The organism is Glaciimonas sp. PCH181 (assembly GCF_003056055.1).
Taxonomy (GTDB): Bacteria; Pseudomonadota; Gammaproteobacteria; order Burkholderiales; family Burkholderiaceae_D; genus Glaciimonas.
In genome coordinates this window covers 844,018-863,086 of the sequence record NZ_PYFP01000002.1, presented here as the reverse complement: position 1 = coordinate 863,086, position 19,069 = coordinate 844,018, and the positions used below count along the sequence as shown (strand labels likewise).

The 19,069-nt window shown below is 49.7% G+C and carries 17 protein-coding genes; 11 read left to right on the top strand and 6 right to left on the bottom strand.

Features of this window, described 5'->3' with window-relative positions:
• The first annotated feature begins 1 nt into the window (after position 1).
• From C7W93_RS17010 to C7W93_RS16995, 4 genes are all read left to right on the top strand, one after another.
• Positions 2–778 (top strand): ABC transporter permease, encoded by a 777-nt coding sequence (locus C7W93_RS17010; protein ID WP_108441467.1) that lies wholly within the window; start codon positions 2–4, stop codon positions 776–778.
• Between the two features lie 22 nt (positions 779–800).
• Positions 801–1,133 carry a divalent-cation tolerance protein CutA gene (gene cutA / locus C7W93_RS17005; RefSeq protein WP_108441466.1) on the top strand — a complete coding sequence of 111 codons (333 nt, stop codon included), beginning with the start codon at positions 801–803 and terminating at the stop codon, positions 1,131–1,133.
• Positions 1,126–2,985, top strand: a complete 1,860-nt coding sequence (gene dsbD, locus C7W93_RS17000; protein WP_108441465.1) for a protein-disulfide reductase DsbD — start codon at positions 1,126–1,128, stop codon at positions 2,983–2,985. The genes cutA and dsbD overlap by 8 nt, the downstream gene beginning before the upstream one ends.
• A gap of 222 nt (positions 2,986–3,207) precedes the next feature.
• Positions 3,208–3,846 (top strand): peroxiredoxin, encoded by a 639-nt coding sequence (locus C7W93_RS16995; RefSeq protein WP_108441464.1) that lies wholly within the window; start codon positions 3,208–3,210, stop codon positions 3,844–3,846.
• 66 nt (positions 3,847–3,912) lie between these two features.
• Here C7W93_RS16995 and C7W93_RS16990 read toward each other — a convergent pair whose 3' ends face one another.
• The 3 genes from C7W93_RS16990 to yihA all read right to left on the bottom strand — a co-directional run bounded on the left by C7W93_RS16990 (position 3,913) and on the right by yihA (position 7,323).
• A complete protein-coding gene (locus C7W93_RS16990; protein WP_108441463.1) occupies positions 3,913–5,061 on the bottom strand; it encodes a magnesium transporter CorA family protein in 1,149 nt (382 codons plus the stop codon).
• 183 nt (positions 5,062–5,244) lie between these two features.
• Positions 5,245–6,270, bottom strand: coding sequence for a porphobilinogen synthase (gene hemB, locus C7W93_RS16985; RefSeq protein WP_108441462.1), 1,026 nt, complete (start codon positions 6,268–6,270; stop codon positions 5,245–5,247).
• 297 nt (positions 6,271–6,567) lie between these two features.
• Positions 6,568–7,323 carry a ribosome biogenesis GTP-binding protein YihA/YsxC gene (yihA, locus tag C7W93_RS16980; RefSeq protein ID WP_108441461.1) on the bottom strand — a complete coding sequence of 252 codons (756 nt, stop codon included), beginning with the start codon at positions 7,321–7,323 and terminating at the stop codon, positions 6,568–6,570.
• Between the two features lie 235 nt (positions 7,324–7,558).
• Here yihA and C7W93_RS16975 point away from each other — a divergent pair, with 235 nt between their 5' ends.
• The 6 genes from C7W93_RS16975 (at position 7,559) to C7W93_RS16950 (ending at position 14,386) form a co-directional block, all read left to right on the top strand.
• Positions 7,559–8,218 carry a cytochrome c gene (locus C7W93_RS16975; protein WP_108441460.1) on the top strand — a complete coding sequence of 220 codons (660 nt, stop codon included), beginning with the start codon at positions 7,559–7,561 and terminating at the stop codon, positions 8,216–8,218.
• A 71-nt stretch (positions 8,219–8,289) separates the two neighbouring features.
• Positions 8,290–10,446 carry a cytochrome c biogenesis protein ResB gene (locus C7W93_RS16970; protein WP_108441459.1) on the top strand — a complete coding sequence of 719 codons (2,157 nt, stop codon included), beginning with the start codon at positions 8,290–8,292 and terminating at the stop codon, positions 10,444–10,446.
• A gap of 121 nt (positions 10,447–10,567) precedes the next feature.
• Positions 10,568–11,713 carry a c-type cytochrome biogenesis protein CcsB gene (gene ccsB, locus C7W93_RS16965; RefSeq protein WP_108441458.1) on the top strand — a complete coding sequence of 382 codons (1,146 nt, stop codon included), beginning with the start codon at positions 10,568–10,570 and terminating at the stop codon, positions 11,711–11,713.
• 3 nt (positions 11,714–11,716) lie between these two features.
• A complete protein-coding gene (locus C7W93_RS16960; protein ID WP_108441457.1) occupies positions 11,717–12,406 on the top strand; it encodes an HAD-IA family hydrolase in 690 nt (229 codons plus the stop codon).
• Between the two features lie 219 nt (positions 12,407–12,625).
• Positions 12,626–13,606: a protein-methionine-sulfoxide reductase catalytic subunit MsrP gene (msrP, locus tag C7W93_RS16955; RefSeq protein ID WP_108441456.1), complete on the top strand. Its 981-nt coding sequence runs from the start codon at positions 12,626–12,628 to the stop codon at positions 13,604–13,606.
• Positions 13,607–13,723: 117 nt separating this feature from the next.
• Positions 13,724–14,386, top strand: a complete 663-nt coding sequence (locus tag C7W93_RS16950) for a sulfite oxidase heme-binding subunit YedZ (protein ID WP_108441455.1) — start codon at positions 13,724–13,726, stop codon at positions 14,384–14,386.
• 118 nt (positions 14,387–14,504) lie between these two features.
• Here the strand turns inward: C7W93_RS16950 and lysA are convergent, their stop codons facing one another.
• Positions 14,505–15,794 (bottom strand): diaminopimelate decarboxylase, encoded by a 1,290-nt coding sequence (gene lysA / locus C7W93_RS16945; protein ID WP_108441454.1) that lies wholly within the window; start codon positions 15,792–15,794, stop codon positions 14,505–14,507.
• 11 nt (positions 15,795–15,805) lie between these two features.
• Complete coding sequence (locus C7W93_RS16940; RefSeq protein ID WP_108441453.1) at positions 15,806–16,057, bottom strand: lipoprotein; 252 nt, start codon at positions 16,055–16,057, stop codon at positions 15,806–15,808.
• Positions 16,058–16,109: 52 nt separating this feature from the next.
• On the opposite strand from C7W93_RS16940, the gene cyaY reads away from it, so the two are divergent.
• Positions 16,110–16,451 carry an iron donor protein CyaY gene (cyaY, locus tag C7W93_RS16935; protein ID WP_108441452.1) on the top strand — a complete coding sequence of 114 codons (342 nt, stop codon included), beginning with the start codon at positions 16,110–16,112 and terminating at the stop codon, positions 16,449–16,451.
• Positions 16,452–16,573: 122 nt separating this feature from the next.
• Here cyaY and C7W93_RS16930 read toward each other — a convergent pair whose 3' ends face one another.
• On the bottom strand, positions 16,574–18,889 hold the full coding sequence (locus tag C7W93_RS16930; RefSeq protein ID WP_108441451.1) for a penicillin-binding protein 1A: 2,316 nt from the start codon (positions 18,887–18,889) through the stop codon (positions 16,574–16,576).
• Between the last annotated feature and the right edge of the window lie 180 nt (positions 18,890–19,069).

Sequence of the window (19,069 nt, the reverse complement as noted above, 5' to 3'; positions counted from 1 at the left end):
CATGAATATCTATGCATTTCCCGCATTTTCGAGACGTTTTCAGCCGATCTGGCAGCGCAATTTTTTAGTATGGAAGAAGCTGGCGGTAGCGAGTGTGTTAGGCAATATTGCCGATCCGCTTATTACACTGCTGGCTTTCGGCTATGGTCTGGGTAGTCTGCTCAAAGAAGTCGATGGCATTCCCTATATCCATTACCTGGCTTCAGGTTCCATCTGCATGTCAATTATGTGGGCCGCTTCTTTTGAGGCGCTGTATTCCGCATTTTCGCGCATGCATGTGCAGAAAACCTGGGATGCGCTGTTGAATGCACCGCTGGCGCTGGATGACGTGATACTGGCAGAAATGTTGTGGGCTGCCACCAAGTCGATTTTTTCCGGGGTAGCTATTCTTTTGGTGATGTTTTGTCTGGGAATCGGCCTGCATCCGCACACGTTGTTAGTGTTACCGCTATTATTCTTAATCGGTATGACTTTTGGCTCTCTGGGCTTGGTCTTCAATGCGCTCGCCAAGGGCTATGATTTTTTTACCTACTACTTTACGTTGGTGTTGACGCCGATGATCTTTCTGTCCGGCGTGTATTATCCATCGGCACAGTTACCAGGATGGTTACAGACGATTGCGCAGATATTGCCGTTGAATGCCGCCGTACATTTGGTGCGGCCGTTATTGCTCGGAACCTGGCCGACTACCCCAATAACTGATCTCGCTATTTTGATTGGATATTGTTGTTTTGGCTTTTACGCCGCAGTGGTCCTGACCCGTCGACGTTTATTGTAAGGAAAATACTTCGGAGGCGACTATGACAAATGCGCTGCTGGTAGTAACTAATATGCCCGATTTTTCGACCGCAAACGTGCTTGCGGGACAACTTGTGGAACGTAAATTGGCGGCCTGTGTCAATCTCCTGCCTGAGGTGCATTCAGTGTATCTCTGGCAGGGAAAATTAGAGCAGACGACAGAGGTGACATTGATGATCAAGACCACCACAGAGCGTTATAGCGAGCTTGAAAATTTTATTAAGGCAGCGCATCCGTACGAGCTTCCTGAAATTATCGCGTTGCCGATTGCTAAAGGCCTTCCTGCTTATCTCGAATGGATCGGCACTGAAACAAAAAGGGATTTGAATGTTTAAATGTTTCAAACCGGGATTGGTGCTTTTCTTGGTGCTAAGCCTGATGACTGTGTTCATGTCCGCTGCGCGTGCAGAAGAGGACTATCTGGCGCCAGAAGTTGCTTTTAAATTTTCGGCCCGCATGGCCGATCCAAAAACTGCCGAAGTGACCTATGCCATCGCTGATGGTTATTACATGTATCGCGAGCGGTTTCACTTTCAGGCAGAAGGCGCGACGCTCGGAGAGCCGCAAATCCCAGCTGGTGTGGTCAAATATGATAAAACTTTCCAGAAAGATGTAGAGACTTATCACCATAGCATCACGATTAAAATCCCGGTCGCAGCGGCTGCTGCGTTCACGTTGATCGTGGCCGGTCAAGGCTGTGCCGACAAGGGCTTGTGTTATCCACCGATGGAGCATCGCGTTAATCTATCGGCGAATGGCGGTCCATCCAGCGGTGGCGGTTTACTTGGTGCAATCGGCGCAGCCAAAGGAAGTGGCGCGGCGATTGATACTCCCCAACAAAATGCAACGGGGGCCGCAAATTTTTCGACAGCGAATCCCGCAGTGGTGAATGCAGATAGCGCGAATCTGACTGACGATGCCGATATTGGTCGTATCGAATCTTCTCTAAAAGGCGGCAAGCTTCTGGTCATCATGCCGCTATTTTTGTTGCTCGGACTCGGGCTATCCTTTACGCCGTGCGTATTGCCGATGGTGCCAATTTTGTCTTCGATTATTGTTGGCGAAGGCGCGCAGGTAAAGCGGCGACGTGCGTTTATATTATCGGTCGCGTATGCGATGGGGATGGCAATTGTCTATACCGCGCTGGGCGTCGCTGCGGGCCTTGCTGGCGAGGGTTTATCCGCTGCATTACAGAACGTCTGGGTATTGTCGGCATTTGCATTGCTGATGGTCTTGATGTCTCTCTCGATGTTTGGCGTATATCAATTGCAGTTGCCAGGATCGATGCAAACGAAACTGACGCAAGTATCGGATCAGCAGTCCGCAGGTAAACTTGCTGGTGTATTTGTCATGGGCGCGATTTCGGCGTTGATTGTGGGGCCTTGTGTTGCGGCGCCTTTGGCGGGTGCATTGGTGTATATCAGCCAGACTCGTAACGTCGTTATCGGCGGTAGCGCGTTGTTCGCGATGGCGGTTGGCATGAGTGTGCCGTTGCTGCTGGTGGGGATATCCGCCGGGGCTTTGTTGCCGCGTGCGGGCGCATGGATGGAGTCAGTCAAGCGCTTCTTCGGGGTGCTGATGCTCGGCGTTGCATTGTGGATGGTGTCTCCAGTCATTCCTGCGACGGTGCAGATATTTTGTTGGGCCGCGCTTGGGATTGGTTATGGTGCGTATTTATTGTGGGATAAGTCTGCACGTTGGTTCGCCAAGGCATTTGGTTTAGTGTTCATTGCGTTGGGCTTGTTGCAGCTGGTCAGTGGCGCCACTGGTGGTCGTGATGTGTTGACACCTCTCGCGCATCTTGGCGGCCAACAGATCGTGCATACCGAGTTTGTGCGCGTCAAATCGGTTGCAGAATTAGATGCAGCACTCGCACAAACGAACGGCAAAGCGGCGTTGCTGGATTTTTATGCTGATTGGTGTGTGTCTTGCAAAGAAATGGAAAAATTCACCTTCCCGGATCCGCGCGTAAAGGCCCGTTTCGCCGACTTAGTCTTGCTGCAAATCGATGTGACCGCGAACAATGCTGATGATAAGGCGATGCTCAAGCGCTTCAATTTATTCGGGCCGCCGGGCATCATCCTTTTTAATCGCTCGGGCAAAGAATTCTCCGGCGGCAGAGTGATTGGATTTCAGAATGCCGATACATTCGTACAATCATTATCAGCGTTGGACAAGACAAATTAATCACGTGTTTTTTGTGTCAATATTTGCTGATTGTTGCGCGAAGCAGCGCAACAATCAGCAAATTAACGTTTTTCTTCATAGCATAAAGTTATGTAGATAATCGTTAATAATCGTTAGTTAATCTTTGTATCAAGACTATAGTTTTAGATCTATCCAGACCGCAACAGGGTCTTGGCAGGAAGTTTGTCTAATAGTTACTTGCATAATTTAAAGGAGAACGAAATGACCTTACGTCTTGGCGATATCGCCCCCGACTTTGAGCAGGATTCTTCGCTGGGTAAAATTAAATTTTACGATTGGGTCGGAGATTCTTGGGTAGTATTATTTTCCCACCCGGCCGACTTCACACCCGTGTGCACAACTGAATTGGGCCTGACCTCTAAACTGAAATCGCAGTTCGAGCAGCGCGGCGTGAAAGTGATCGCCCTCTCCATTGATCCGGCTGACAAACATCAGGAGTGGATCAAGGACATCAATGAAACGCAAAATACGATAGTCGGTTTTCCGATCATTGCAGATGCTGATCGCAAGGTGTCGGAGCTCTATGACTTGATCCATCCTAATGCAAGCACAACCAATACAGTGCGTTCATTGTTCGTGATCGACCCAGCTAAAAAAGTACGTTTGATCATTACTTATCCTGCCAGCACCGGACGTAATTTTGATGAGATTTTACGTGTTATCGATTCGTTGCAATTAACTGACAACCATTCGGTAGCAACACCAGGAAACTGGAAAGATGGCGACGATGTAGTGATCATTCCGTCGCTGCAAGATGAAGAAGTTATCAAGCAGAAATTTCCAAAAGGTTATAAAGCAATTCGACCTTATTTACGCCTGACACCGCAGCCTAACAAATAATGCGCTGCAAGAAAAATGCCTCAAACGTTATTGTTTGAGGCATTTTTTTATGCGCAAAATAGAACGTTAGCGGCGTTCAGGTCGCGGACTTTCCAAATAGCGGCGGCGTCGAAAGAACGCCAGCATGCCAATGACAATCAGCACCATGCTAATCATTGTCAGCCAAAATCCAGTCTTGTTTTGCAGTAGCGGCATGACCGCGAAATTCATCCCAAAAATACCCGTAATGAGCGTCAGTGGCATAAACAGCGCAGTGATGACGGTCAGCGTACGCATGATTTCATTGGTCCGATGCGCAACGGCGGAGAAATGAATTTGCACTGCGGATTCAATCGATGATTCCAATCGGCTTGCGTGATTCAATACGCGTGTGATGTGTTCCATCACGTCATGAATACGTACTAACAATAAATCGCGTGCCCGGCTGATCGTAACGCCGTCGCCGTCATCGTCCATATCGACAAAGTAGTCACGCAATTCTTGCATCGCATCGTGCTGTTCTTCGCACAAACTTTCCAATTTGCGTAATTCAATACGCGCATCGAGCAATCTTACCCAGTCCTTGAACGGCCGCGCCGGATCGAGCAGCGCACGTTGCCAGCGATCAAGTTGCGAAGTCAGTGGTTGGCGTAGTTCCAGATATTTGTCGACCATGGCATTCAGCAGCCGCAGCATTAAATCTTCTGGTGAGTTTGGCAGTCGCGCACCGTTATGCAGAGGTTTGCTGCTTTTGTTGGCGTAGCCCAGCAGGCGACTACGCACCGCGCTAATGGTGCGGCTGTGGTGCTCATGGACTGTTACCAGCGCATTTCCCATGAGAAAGAACGTGATCGGCTGCGTGGAAAGATCACTTAATGCGGCGGCAGGCTTACGTTTGCCACTTTCTGCCACAGCGCTGGACGAGTCCTCCACGGTAGCCACTGGCGGGGTATCGCTATTGCTGCTGTCACGCGGCGATAATTTGCGAAATACCACCATGCCGTAGTCTTGCGTCGAATCGAAATACGACGGATGAGCAGGATTAATCGCATCTACCAAATGCGGATCATAAATTTGTGTGCCGGTGGCCGCAGCAATCATATCGCGCCAGCCCTCTGGATCAGCAGCGACCTCTTCGTGCGTCGTATCAATCCATAAGAAGCCTTGGGACGGTACGACGCTCGGCAATTCGCTGGTCTGTGTGACCTGATTGTCACCTATCAAAAAAATGTCCATAAGGGGATATGCGAAGTATCTGAGGAATGGTCTGCCGAGAGTTATCGCTAAAGATGTCGATTAGCGGCGCTGACGGTGTGAGGCGAAAAGCAGAGTATAGAATTATTTGTGCAGATTTAATGCGGCAACGTGGCGTTTTTGCTGAAGTCTGCTTACGCAAAAACGCCACATTTTCCAGCTAGATTAATTTTTGTGTAAATGGCGTGCAATATCTAGCGCGAAGTAAGTTAATACGCCATCGGCACCGGCGCGCTTAAATGCCATCATCGCTTCCATCATCGCCTTGTCATGATCAAGCCAGCCATTTTGCGCGGCAGCCTTAATCATTGCGTATTCACCGCTGACTTGATAAGCGAAGGTCGGGACTTTGAATTCGTCTTTGACGCGACGCACGATGTCCAGATACGGCATGCCGGGTTTCACCATTACCATGTCAGCACCTTCAGCCAGGTCTAGCGCGACTTCGCGAAGGGCTTCATTGCTGTTCGCCGGGTCCATCTGATAGGTATTTTTGCTGCTCTTGCCTAGATTAGCCGCAGAGCCGACTGCGTCCCGAAACGGGCCATAGAACGCCGAAGCATATTTGGCAGAGTACGCCATGATCCGCGTATGGATGTGCTGATGTGCCTCCAGCGCACTGCGAATTGCACCGATGCGTCCGTCCATCATGTCTGACGGAGCGACAATATCCACGCCAGCATCCGCCTGAGTGAGCGCCTGCTTCACCAGTAATACGCAGGTCTCGTCGTTGAGTACGTAGCCATCGGCATTCAACACGCCATCCTGACCGTGGCTGGTGTACGGGTCTAACGCAACGTCAGTCAAAATGCCTAATTCCGGGAAGCGTAATTTTAATGCGCGGACGGCTTGCGGAATTAGTCCGTTAGGATTCGTGGCTTCGATACCATCCGGCGTTTTTAAGGAAGGGTTGATTACCGGAAACAAGGCGATGACCGGAATGCCTAATTCGACGCACTCTTCGGCCACGTTTAATAACAGATCGATGGAAAGGCGCTCAACGCCGGGCATCGAAGCAACCTTCTCACGATGATTGCTGCCCTCGACCACAAAGACCGGATAAATCAGATCGGCGACCGTCACGGTGTTTTCGCGCATCATCGCGCGGGAAAATGCATCCTTACGCATACGACGCATGCGCAGCGCTGGAAAAGGGGCAACCAATGGGCTGAATTTGGGCGTATTTTGCATAACTGCTCCGAGGTCTTTCAATGAATTGTTGAGCCTTTGTTAAGGGATTTCGGGAAGGCTAAAAAAGTCGCGAAAATCATTAGAAAAAATCAAAAACTCTTGAACTTTTCAAGTTTGGCCGCCTCATAGCGATAGGTGCATTATTCACCTCCCGCTTCCCTCCCTGAGCGGGGCCATGTCGCTTTATGTGATAAGGCATTCTGCCCTGAAGATAATCCCCTTTCTTCAGGGCTTTTTTATTTCCGTCTGCTTAACTGTTGGCTATGAGTGTTGGTAATAAGCGACGGCAAATGGATCTTATGAGTGCTTACTTTGATCGTTCTGATCATCGCTGATGCTGTCGTCACCGGCGTCGACGTCAGTTTCCTGACTGATTTCTGATGTCTTATTATTGACCAATCCCGCCAATTCCAACACGCGCTGATTAGCTTCGTCCAGCCCGGTACGCTTCAACGCCGAAAACAATTGCGCCGTGAACGGCAGAGGCTGATTATTTTCGTCTACGTAGCTTCCCAGAAAAGTATGCGCCTGACGCAACGCATTGGTGGCATCGTTGCGATTTAATTTGTCTACTTTGCTCAGGATGCAATGGATCGGCTTGCCGGTGGGGGCAAACCACTCCACCATTTGGACGTCCAGATCAGTGAATGGGCGACGTGAATCAACAATTAGTACCAAAGCGGCCAATTGTGAACGACGGCGGACATAATCGCCGAGCAGTTCCTGCCAATGCAATTTGGCCGATCCTGAGACCTGCGCATAACCATAGCCAGGTAAATCGACTAGCATGGCGCGGATTTCATCGACCTTGGTTTCATCTTTGCGATGTTGGCCGACTTGAGCGCCACCGATCGAAAAATAATTGATATGTTGGGTTCGTCCCGGTGTTTTTGAGGCAAAAGCGAGCTTCTTTTGATTGCACAAAAGATTGATAGCGGTAGATTTTCCTGCGTTTGAGCGACCTGCAAAGGCGATCTCAGGAATTTGAGTGGTGGGCAAATCACGGAGGTGATTAACCGTAGTAAAAAAACGGGCTTGCCAGAGTAGGGACATGGAATGAGCAGAAAATGCGGTAGAGGCGGCGAAAATGCCGGAAAGCTATTGTACAATAAGGGGTTGTGTAATGTGGCATCGCGTATGTCAATAGGACGGGAGCTTGCTCTGCAGGCCTATATTGACCGTTGTTTGAGTGATAAGTGACTATGCGTAGCATCGATAGCCGCAATAAGAGATCGCCATCAGGGCAGAATTTATTGTCAAGTTTAATATAAAGTCTCAGGGTGTTTGAATGAACCGTGCGTTTCTCTCCGTTTTAAAGTCCTTGTTTATCACCGTATTGGCAACGTCGTCTTTTGCCTATGCAGCAGATGCACCAGCGGCGCCTAAAATCGATCCTGCCAAGGGCGAAGCGTTATTCACCAATGGCGATGCTGCACGCAATATTACGGCGTGTATTTCTTGTCATGGTGCCGCCGGTGCTTCATCCATCAGTCAAAACCCTAAGTTGGGTGGCCAGCATGCTGCGTACATTTATAAACAGCTGAAAGATTTCAAGGGCCCGGACCGCAACAACGCCATCATGTCGATGATGGCAAAATCGCTGACCGATGAAGAGATGGTGAATATCGCGGCCTACCTTGATGTGCAAAAAGCCAAGCCGGGCGCTGCTAAAAATAAAGATTCGCTTGATCTTGGCAAAAAGATCTATCGCGCTGGTATTGCCGAAAAGAATATTCCTGCGTGCGCGGCCTGCCATAGCCCGAACGGTGCCGGTATTCCAAATCAATTTCCGCGTATTGGTGGGCAGCATCAGGATTACACCGTTGCTGAGTTGACAAATTTCCGTGGCGGCGTTCGTAAGAACAGTCCACAAATGATTACCATTGCCAGCCGTATGTCTGACAATGAAATCAAAGCAGTAGCGGACTATATCGCTGGTTTGAAGTAAATTTATAGTTATTCGCGACATAGGGGGCGGCCAAGGCCGTCCCTTTTTATTTTCAAAAGAGCAAATTGCTTATGAGTACCAGCAACAAAGCGACAACCAGCATCGACGAGCCTCTACGCACTGGCGGTATCGAGTTGAGGACAAAGCATCGATGGCTTGCTGAATCGGTCGAGTTAATATCATCGATGCGTTTCGCCATCAGCATGTTGACCCTGATCGCGATCGCTTCAATTATCGGCACCGTGCTGAAGCAGAATGAGCCGATGCCCAATTATGTCAATCAATTCGGACCGTTCTGGTTCGATGTTTTTGCAAAACTGGGTCTGTACGCGGTCTATTCGACGTGGTGGTTTTTGCTGATTATGGGATTTTTGGTTCTGTCGACTTCTCTTTGCATTAGCCGTAATGGCCCTAAGATGCTAAAGGACATGCGCAGCTGGAAAGAAAATGTCCGTGAGCAATCGTTGCGCAATTTTCACCATAAAGCAGAATGGACCGCTGCTGTAGCGCCGACCACCTTAACGCAGCAATTATTGGCAAGAATCGCGGCAAAGGGTTACAAGACTAAAATCGTCCAAAAAAACGATGCTATATTAATAACGGCAAAGCAAGGCGCAGCCAATAAATGGGGCTACATTTTTGCTCATAGCGCAATTGTGATCATTTGTATCGGCGGCTTGTTAGATTCTGATCTGCCCATTCGGGCGCAAAAATTACTTTTCAATAAAATCCCCTTCAGCGGTACTGGCGTCATCGCCGATATCGGACCAGAGCATCGCTTAGGCTTGGGAAATCCAACTTTTCGTGGCAATACATTGATACCGGAAGGCTCGGCCAGCAGCACCGCCATCATTCCGCAACAAAACGGCGTATTGATTCAAGACCTGCCATTTACGCTCCAGTTGAAGCGCTTTGTTATCGATTACTACACGACAGGCATGCCTAAGTTGTTCGCCAGTGACGTCGTATTGCGCGACAACACGACGGGCGAAACCATTACTTCGACAGTCAAGGTGAATCAGCCCCTGATTTATAAGGGCATAGCGATTTACCAATCTAGTTTTGAGGACGGTGGCAGTAAATTACGCCTGACTGCTTTTCCAATGATCGGCACAAATAATGTGACCTCCCCATTGGCGGGCGAGGTAAATGGCACCACGCCGCTGGCTAGCAGCGGTAGTAATAATGAATATACGATTGAATGGTCTGGTTTTCGTCCGTTTAACGTAGAAAATATGGCGCAGCAAGGGCAGGATTTGCGTGCCGTTTCTACACCCAAAAGCTTTAACCAGAAATTGTCTGACGATCTTGGCAAGCACATGGGGTCCGGCGCAAAAAATGCGAACAACAAGGATTTGAAAAACGTTGGTCCTAGCGTGCAATACAAGCTACGCGACAAAAATGGACAGGCACGCGAATTCAGCAATTACATGCGGCCGGTAAAGGTTGATGAGGATTACGTGTTTCTGGCCGGAGTACGGGATCTGCCGGACGAGCCATTTCGTTATTTGCGCATTCCAGCAGATGAGAATGATTCTGTAGAAGAATGGATGCGCTTGCGGTCTGCTCTGATGAATCCAGAACTGCGTAGTCTTGCCGCGCAGCGTTATGCACAGCGGGCAATTCCCGAAAACCGCACAGGGATTGCCACTTTGCGTGAGCAATTGCAGCAATCCTCATTGCGAGGATTGTCACTGTTTGCCGGAAACGGGAAGCAGGCTGGTTATTTGGCAGTGTCAAAATTTCTTGAGCAAGTGCCCGCGCAGGAGCAAGAAAAAGCCGCTGATATTTTCATGAAAATTCTCAACGGTAGCTTGTGGGATTTGTGGCAAGTGGCACGAGAGAAAGATGGCTTAAAAGATGTGACCGCCGATGAAAAGCATGCCCGTTTCTTACAATTGAGCAGCAATGCATTGTCGGACGCGAGCTTCTATAATGCACCGGTATATCTGCAACTCAACGGCTTCGACGAGATCAAAGCGTCCGTATTTCAAGTTACGCGCTCACCGGGCAAGAAAGTTGTTTATTTAGGCTGCTTATTCTTGGTTCTGGGTGTGTTTTCGATGCTTTACATACGGGAACGTCGCTTGTGGGTATGGATTCGACCAGATGCGCAAGCCGAAGGCCAGTCGCACATCTTGATGGCGATGAGCACGCAGCGTAAGACGCTGGATTTTGAAAAAGAATTTGACGTAATGAAAACACAATTGATGCAATCGCAAGCTTAATTGGCAGAAACCCGTAGTTGAGCGATTATATAAACACGGTCACGATGCGTTAGACCAATGCGTGGCATGATGTGCACCGTTGATAATAGAAGTAACGCATAAGAACGATACGGAGAGAATGATGGAATTGATCCAAGCTTATTCACCACCAGACGGCTTTTTCAAGAAGCTGTCGATCTGGGACTGGGTGTTCGCTATCGCGCTGATGGCCGGTTCGTTATTTGCGTTAAGTCGGTATGGCGCGCATATGGACTATTACGAAAAAGCGGTGCTGTTTTTGGCTGCGCCGACCTTCGCGCTGGTTGGCTGGAACTGGAAGTCGGTACGTTGGCTGATGCCACTGCTGGCGGTGTTGGCCTTGTCGGCGATTGCGATGTACGACGGCTCGCTCGATATGGCAAACAAGAAATTTTTCCTTAAATATATCCTCTCAAGCCAATCTGCCATTTTGTGGATGGGCACACTGTTTTTCCTTTCGACTTTTTTCTACTGGGTTGGCTTGATCGCCCGTTCCGATTTCGGTCATTCGATCGGCTCCAAATTGTGCTGGGCTGCAGTGGTGATGGGCTTCACCGGCATGTTGGTGCGTTGGTATGAATCGTATTTGATCGGTCCGGACGTTGGTCATATTCCTATTTCCAACCTGTATGAAGTCTTTATTTTATTTAGCATGATCACCGCGCTGTTCTATTTGTATTACGAGCAACGCTATCGCACACGGCAACTCGGTCCTTTTGTCATGCTGGTCATTTCTGCTGCGGTCGGTTTTTTGCTGTGGTACACGGTGGCGCGCGACGCTGCTGAAATTCAACCGTTGGTCCCGGCTTTGCAAAGCTGGTGGATGAAGATCCACGTACCGGCTAACTTTATCGGTTACGGCACATTTTCGATGTCAGCGATGGTGGCAATGGCGTATTTGCTGAAATCGCATGGCTATCTGGTAGATCGTTTGCCGGCGCTGGAAGTGTTGGACGACGTGATGTACAAGGCGATTGCAGTGGGTTTCACATTCTTCACGATCGCGACGATTTTGGGCGCTTTGTGGGCGGCTGATGCCTGGGGCGGTTATTGGTCGTGGGATCCGAAAGAAACTTGGGCGCTGATTGTCTGGCTCAATTATGCGGCATGGTTGCATATGCGTCTGATGAAAGGCTTACGAGGTCGTGTTGCGGCTTGGTGGGCTTTAATTGGTTTGCTGGTTACAACCTTCGCTTTCCTCGGCGTCAATATGTTCTTGTCGGGTCTGCATTCTTACGGAGAGCTGTAACCAATGTTTGTACCGCAATTTGTTAATCCAGCGCCTGTTGTTGAGTCTTTGAAGAATGCAGGAATCGAACTGATTATTTTTGATTCTGATGGCACTTTAGTCGATAGCGAACTACTCGCCGCCGAAGCGATGGTGGCGCATGTTGCTGCATTTGGCGTGACGCTTACCGCACCAGAAGTGCTTGATCGCTTCAAGGGCGGCAAGATGGCGGATTGGGTAGCTGCTATCGAAGCGTTGCGCGGCGCTGCGTTGCCAACGTCGTTTGAAGCGACGTTGCGTGAGCGCACAGCGGTGTTATTGCAACAGCGGTTAAAACCAATACACGGCGCACTAGAATTGGTACAGGCTCTCAAAATACCTTTTTGTCTGGCCTCAAACGGACCACGTGAAAAAATTGAGTTGTGCCTTGGTGTGACTGGATTATTACCGTATTTCGAACAGCGCATTTTTAGCGCCTATGAATTAGGTGTCTGGAAACCGGCGCCTGACCTGTTTTTACACGCTGCCGCGCAAATGGGCGTCATGCCATCGCGTTGCGCTGTCGTCGAAGATAGTATTCCGGGTGCGCAGGCTGGCGTGGCTGCCGGTATGCGCGTCTTTGCACTACAAACAGGCGAGCTTGAGTTCGGCATGCCACCGCAAGCAACCGTGATTACGCGGTTAGCAGATCTACTCGGCCACATCGGTCATTAATCGATTCTCTGTTATGGGCAAACTTATTAGTTTGCCTATTTTCAATTCAGTATTCCACCCGCGAAATCATTCGCATCTGCAACGTTATTTTTTGCGTATAAGCTATAGGTGTGTTGTAAGGATGACCCATGTCCTTCGACTAACACTTTCTATTCGTAATTAGCCTACCTCACCCAGTAGCCGCTCATATTGCTTTACCGATCTTCACAGGAGATGCGCATGTTGATTCGCCGCAGCCAAAATGTCATAGATATTCCCGCGCCTTCCGAAATTACGCCGCGCGCCGTGTTTGAGTCCCGCCGCAGCTTTATTCGCCAATTGGCGGTCGGTTCGATTGCAACTGGTTCGATGCTTGAACTAGTCTCGCAACAGGCTTTTGCACAAAACCCAGCCGCCCAAAAACTGGCAGCAAAGCGGAATGCCGCCTTTGTTGTGACAGATAAGCCAACGCCCTATAAAGACGCGACGACTTACAATAATTATTACGAATTTGGGACGGATAAGTCCGATCCTGCGCAAAATGCCGGCACACTCAAAACCAAACCATGGAGCGTCATGATTGAGGGAGAGGTGAAGAAGCCGATAACACTTGATCTGGACAGTTTGATGAAACTGGCCCCATTGGAAGAGCGGATTTATCGACTGCGTTGTGTAGAGGGATGGTCGATGGTCATTCCGTGGATCGGCTACTCGCTGTCAGCATTAATCAAAAAAGTCGAACCGACCAGCAATGCGAAATATATCGAATTCATCACACTGGCCGACAAAAAACAAATGCCGGGCCTGAATAGTCCGGTGCTTGAATGGCCCTATGTAGAGGGCTTGCGCATGGACGAGGCTATGCACCCGCTGGCGCTGCTAACCTTTGGCATGTATGGCGAAGTATTGCCCAACCAGAACGGTGCGCCTGTGCGGATGATTTTGCCGTGGAAGTATGGATTTAAATCAGCGAAGTCGATTGTAAAAATTCGCTTCCTGAAGGAACAACCGAAGACAGCATGGAATCTGACGGCTGCGAACGAATACGGTTTCTATTCCAACGTTAATCCAAACGTTGATCATCCACGCTGGTCTCAAGCTACGGAGCGTCGTATCGGTGAAGATGGATTTTTTACCAAGAAGCGCAAGACGTTGATGTTCAATGGCTATAACGATGTTGCATCGTTATATACAGGCATGGATTTGAAGAAATTTTTCTAACGTGCTCAAGGCAATTTGCAGAAGGAGCGGCGGACAGGCTTTGTACCGCTCTCGCTGCAAAATATCATTTATCGCAATATACACCGCACTACGACACCCTGATTTCATAGGTCGAAGATGATTAATCCCAGTCCAAAGCAATTCCGTATTCTAAAAGCTGTGCTGTTTATATTGGCACTTCTGCCTGCTGTGCGGCTAGTGGCGTTTGCCTTCCTGGATAAATTGGGTGCAAATCCGATTGAGTTCATTACCCGCAGTACTGGCGATTGGACATTGTATTTCTTGTGCATCGCGCTGGCAGTGACGCCGCTTCGACGATTTACCAGTTGGAATTGGTTGATCAAATTGCGCCGGATGTTGGGGTTGTTTGGGTTCTTTTACGCCGCGTTGCATTTTACGACTTTTCTCTGGTTCGATCATTTCTTTGATGTCACAGAAATGTTAAAAGACGTCTACAAACGGCCTTTTATTACCGTTGGATTCATTGCTTTTGTATTGCTGATTCCGCTGGCAGTGACCAGCACTAACGGGATGATCAAACGACTCGGGGGCAAGCGCTGGCAATGGTTGCATCGCACGGTATATGTCACTGCGATGCTAGGGATTCTGCATTTCTGGTGGATGCGTGCAGGCAAGCACAACTTCGAAAAACCAATCATCTTTGGCACGATAGTCGCGATGCTGTTATTGCTGCGGGTATATTGGTATTTCAAGCAAAAGCGCAGTGCGCTGAGCCGTCAAACCAGCACGGTTCAAAAGCGGCAGGTGACGTCGGTCTGACGCGAAATATGCGCGGGAATTGAAAAGATGCGGGTGTATGAAATGCAAAGGGGCGCGGTAAAAATACCGTGCCCCTTTGCATTTTAATGTTTGCCGAAAATAATCTTTCGTCAGATCTTTACGGTAATAGTGATTCCAGCGCAAATAATGCGATCGGCTCTTCACGTTTGCGGATCAGATGCACCTGATCGCCATCCACCATCACTTCAGCCGCGCGTCCCCGGGTATTGTAATTAGACGCCATCGTCATCCCATACGCTCCGGCAGACTGAAAGGCTAGCAAATCGCCTTCTGCGACCGCTAATTCCCGTGCGCGAGCCAGCCAGTCGCCCGATTCGCAAATAGGTCCCACAACATCATAGGTATGGCTGCTGGCGTCTGGATTTTGCTGCGAGACGGTCTGGACGCCGTGCCATGCTTCGTACATTGCCGGGCGCATCAAGTCATTCATCGCAGCATCTACCACCGCAAAATTCTTGCTGACGCCATATTTAAGATATTGAATTTCCGTCAACAAGATGCCAGCGTTGCCGACAATCGAACGGCCCGGCTCAAACATCACTTTCAGCGGCACGCCTTGATATTTTTCGTTGCGCCAGGCATCAATGCGGGCAAACAAGCGGCCCAGATAAGCGCCTACCGCGACTGGCTTTTCATCATCGTAAGTAATGCCGATGCCGCCACCGATGTCGAGGTGATGCAAGTGGATATCTTCGCTGGCCAATTGGTCGATTAATTCGATGACTTTATCCAACGCCTCAAGCAATGGCGTGTCATCTAATAATTGCGAGCCAATATGGCAATCGATCCCAGTGACATCAATATTTGGCAACTTCGCCGCGGTACGATAGCAGGCTAGCGCATCTTCATAGGCTACACCGAATTTATTGTCTTTTAGACCGGTCGAGATATACGGATGCGTCTTGGCATCGACATTTGGATTCACGCGCAATGAAATAGCGGCGCGTTTGCCCATTTCTCCGGCGACCTCATTAAGTCGATGCAGCTCAGGAATAGATTCGACGTTAAAGCATAAAATGTCATGCGATAACGCCAACCGCATTTCATCCCGGGTTTTGCCTACGCCAGAGAAAATGACCTTGTGCGGATCGCCGCCAGCTGCCAATACGCGTAATAATTCGCCGCCCGAAACAATATCAAAGCCTGAGCCGAGTTGGTTCAGGACTTGTAATACCGCGAGGTTAGAGTTGGATTTGACGGAGTAGCAAACTAAGGTATTCGCTGGATCGCGACCACCCGCAGTGCAGGCATCGGCGTATGCCGAAAAATGGTCAGCCAGGGCCGCTTTAGAATAGACGTAAGTCGGCGTGCCAAACTGTTGCGCGATAGTGGACAGAGGCGTATTTTCTGCGTGCAGATTGCCGTTTTGATACGAAAAATAGGACATGAGAAAGTCGATTATTGATGAGTAGAAGGTGTCGAAGCGGGCGCAACGGGGGCCATTGTCGGCGTGTCTGATGCGCTGCTGCCCGCCGTTGTATCTTTCTCTGTTTTTGGCGGCGCAGCTGCCGGCGCGGCCGGTTTAGTCGCCAATGGTGGTATTTTCGGCATATACAAAGGTCCTTTTTGACCGCAGGCGGTCAGCAGGAGCGAGAATGCAAGCGCGCTGCCCAGAATTACTACGCGGGGCAAATCAAATAATGGTTTCACGGATTAGAATCACTGTGTAAGTTTAACGAAATGGAATGGATTGGAGTTTAGCATGACAGAATCAGAATTCCTGGTTGCGGCCGAGGCTACTTTGGGCGCACTAGAGGCGGCACTCGAGCGTGCTAATGACAAAGATGAGATCGATGTCGAGTGCAGCCGCAGAGGCAACGTGCTGGAAATCGAATTTATCGACAATGGATCAAAGATCATCGTGAATAGTCAGGCACCGATGCAAGAATTATGGATTGCAGCAAAATCAGGCGGCTTTCACTATAAATTGCACGGCAATGTGTGGCGTAATACACGCGACGATTCGGAGTTTTTCAGCGCTTTATCGGCCATGGTAAATGAGCAGGGCGGGGCAGCATTGGAATTGCGACCAGACGCGGATTAACGTCGGATTGACAGAAGATAGTAATAAATTAGCATCACATTCGTTGAGCTAATCAATAAAGAGCGTTAAAAATGATCTTATTTTCAACGCTCTTATCGTGTTTATCAGTTTATCGAAGCAGGCTAGAACAATTCGTTTTTGACTTCGTCGCGCGCCTTGTCTTCATCCTTAGGCGAATCTGCGCTTCCGCCACCGATACTTTGGGTGCCAGTTCCGGGTGGATACTCGGCGTAATAATACTCCGTGCCGCTATGCAGCAGACCGTCCGGTACTGGACGTTCCAGGGTCGGCACGCCCTTTAAGGCTTTTTCCATATAATCGATCCAGATCGGCAATGCCAGGCCGCCGCCGGTCTCGCGATCTCCCATATTTTTTGGTTGGTCAAATCCCATCCATGTTACCGCCACTAATGTTGGTTGATAGCCCGCGAACCAGGCATCCATCGAATCATTCGTCGTCCCGGTTTTACCCGCCAGATCGGTGCGTTTTAGCGCCATTGCTTTAAATCCAGTTCCGGCACGCACAACGTCTTTCAGCATGCTATCCATTAAAAACGCATTGCGTGCATCGATCACGCGATTTTCTTCATCGCCAGCTTTGGCTGGATGCGCCTCTGCCAACACCACGCCATTCGCGTCCAGAATTTTGCTGATCAGATACGGGTTAGTTTTATAGCCGCCATTGGCAAACACAGCATAGCCCGCCGCCAGTTGCAGCGGTGTCACCGCGCCTGCACCCAGTGCGAGTGTCAGATAAGGCGGATTTTTATCCGGATCGAAGCCAAAGCGGGTAGTAAATTCTTGCCCGTATTGCGCGCCGATTTTATCCAAAATACGCACTGAAATCATGTTCTTGGATTTCATCAATCCTCTGCGCATGGTCATCGGGCCTTCGTACTTATTGCCGTAGTTTTTCGGCTGCCAGACTTGACCGCCCGTGAGGCCACCGCCAAAACTAATCGGCGCATCATTAATCACGGTGGCAGGGGACAAACCTTTTTCCAGCGACGCCGAGTAAATGAACGGCTTGAATGCAGAGCCGGGCTGACGCCATGCCTGCGCAACGTGATTAAACTTATTCCGATTGAAGTCAAAACCACCGACCAGCGCACGGATCGCGCCATCGTTGCTGTTGATCGATACCAATGCCGATTCAACCGCAGGCATTTGCGTAATGCTCCAGGTTTTTTCGTTTTGCATCACACGAATGATCGCGCCCGATTTGACTTTGCGCTGCGGCGGCGCTTTGTCGCTCAGCAAGTTTGTGGCGATGCTCAGGCCGCTGCCAGTGATGGTAATTTCTTCGCCGGAAGAGAGCACTGCACGCACGCTTTTGGGACTAGCGTCAAGGACGACGGCGGCGACGATTTCGTCGCTGTCGGGATGGTCGGCCAACTCCACTTCGATTGCTGCATCGATCTCTTCCTTCGATCCTTCAGGAATGGTCATATAGCCTTCGGGGCCACGATAACCGCGCCGTTTATCGTAGCTCATGACGCCGCGTCGCAGCGCGAAGTAGGCGGCATCCTGATCGGCTTTGGTGATGGTTGTAAATACATTCAGACCACGCGTATAGGTTGCGTCTTTGAATTGTTCGTAGACCATCTGACGCGCCATTTCTGACACGTATTCAGCATGAATACCAAACTCGGTAGCGCCGGTTTTCAGCCGCAAAGGTTCATTTTTGGCCTCTTCATATTGCGCTGACGTGATGTAACCTAGTTGCAGCATGCGCAACAAAATGTACTGTTGTCGTGCTTCGGCACGCTTAGGATTGACGACAGGGTTGTTGGCCGATGGGGCTTTGGGCAAACCGGCGAGCATGGCGGCTTCGGCGATACTCAGGTCTTGCAGTTTTTTGCCAAAATACACCTGCGCGGCAGAGGCAAAACCATAGGCGCGCTGTCCCAGATAAATCTGATTCATGTACACCTCAAGAATCTGGTCTTTGGTCAAATTCTGTTCGATTTTCCAGGCTAACGGTATTTCATACAGAAATTTTCGCGATGCTTTTTGGAGAAATGTCGGCTCGTTGCTAGTCAGGAAAAAATTCCGTGCAACTTGCTGGGTGATTGTGCTGGCACCGCCGCCGCCGCCGGTCAGGTTAGAAAACGTGGCGCGCAGGATGCCTTGGTAGTCGACGCCGCCATGTTGATAAAACCGATCATCTTCAATTGCCAATACGGCTTTTTTCACGACATCAGGAATATCCTGAATATGGACCAAATTGCGCCGTTCTTCGCCGAACTCCCCGATCAAAACGCCATCCGCTGAAAAAATTCGCAGCGGAATCTTCGGGCGATAGTCCGTCAGCGAATCCAATGCCGGAAGGTTGGGCCAGGCCATCGCCAGCATAAATCCGAATGTCAGCGCTGCGATCGCCACCAATCCCGTGATAACGCCAAAAAAACCTAAAAAAAGCCGTAGTACTAACGGCATGCGCCGCCGTGGCTGGGGCGCTGGCGGCTCGGGATTTCTGGCATCTGTATTTAAAACTGGAGGTGTCATTCGCTTGTATAGGTATCTGTAATGATGCGTCGCATTATAACGGCAGGACTGTAGCTACAAGAGGGCACAAAACTTGCAAGACTAGCCGATATACTTAAATTTGTAGCTTCG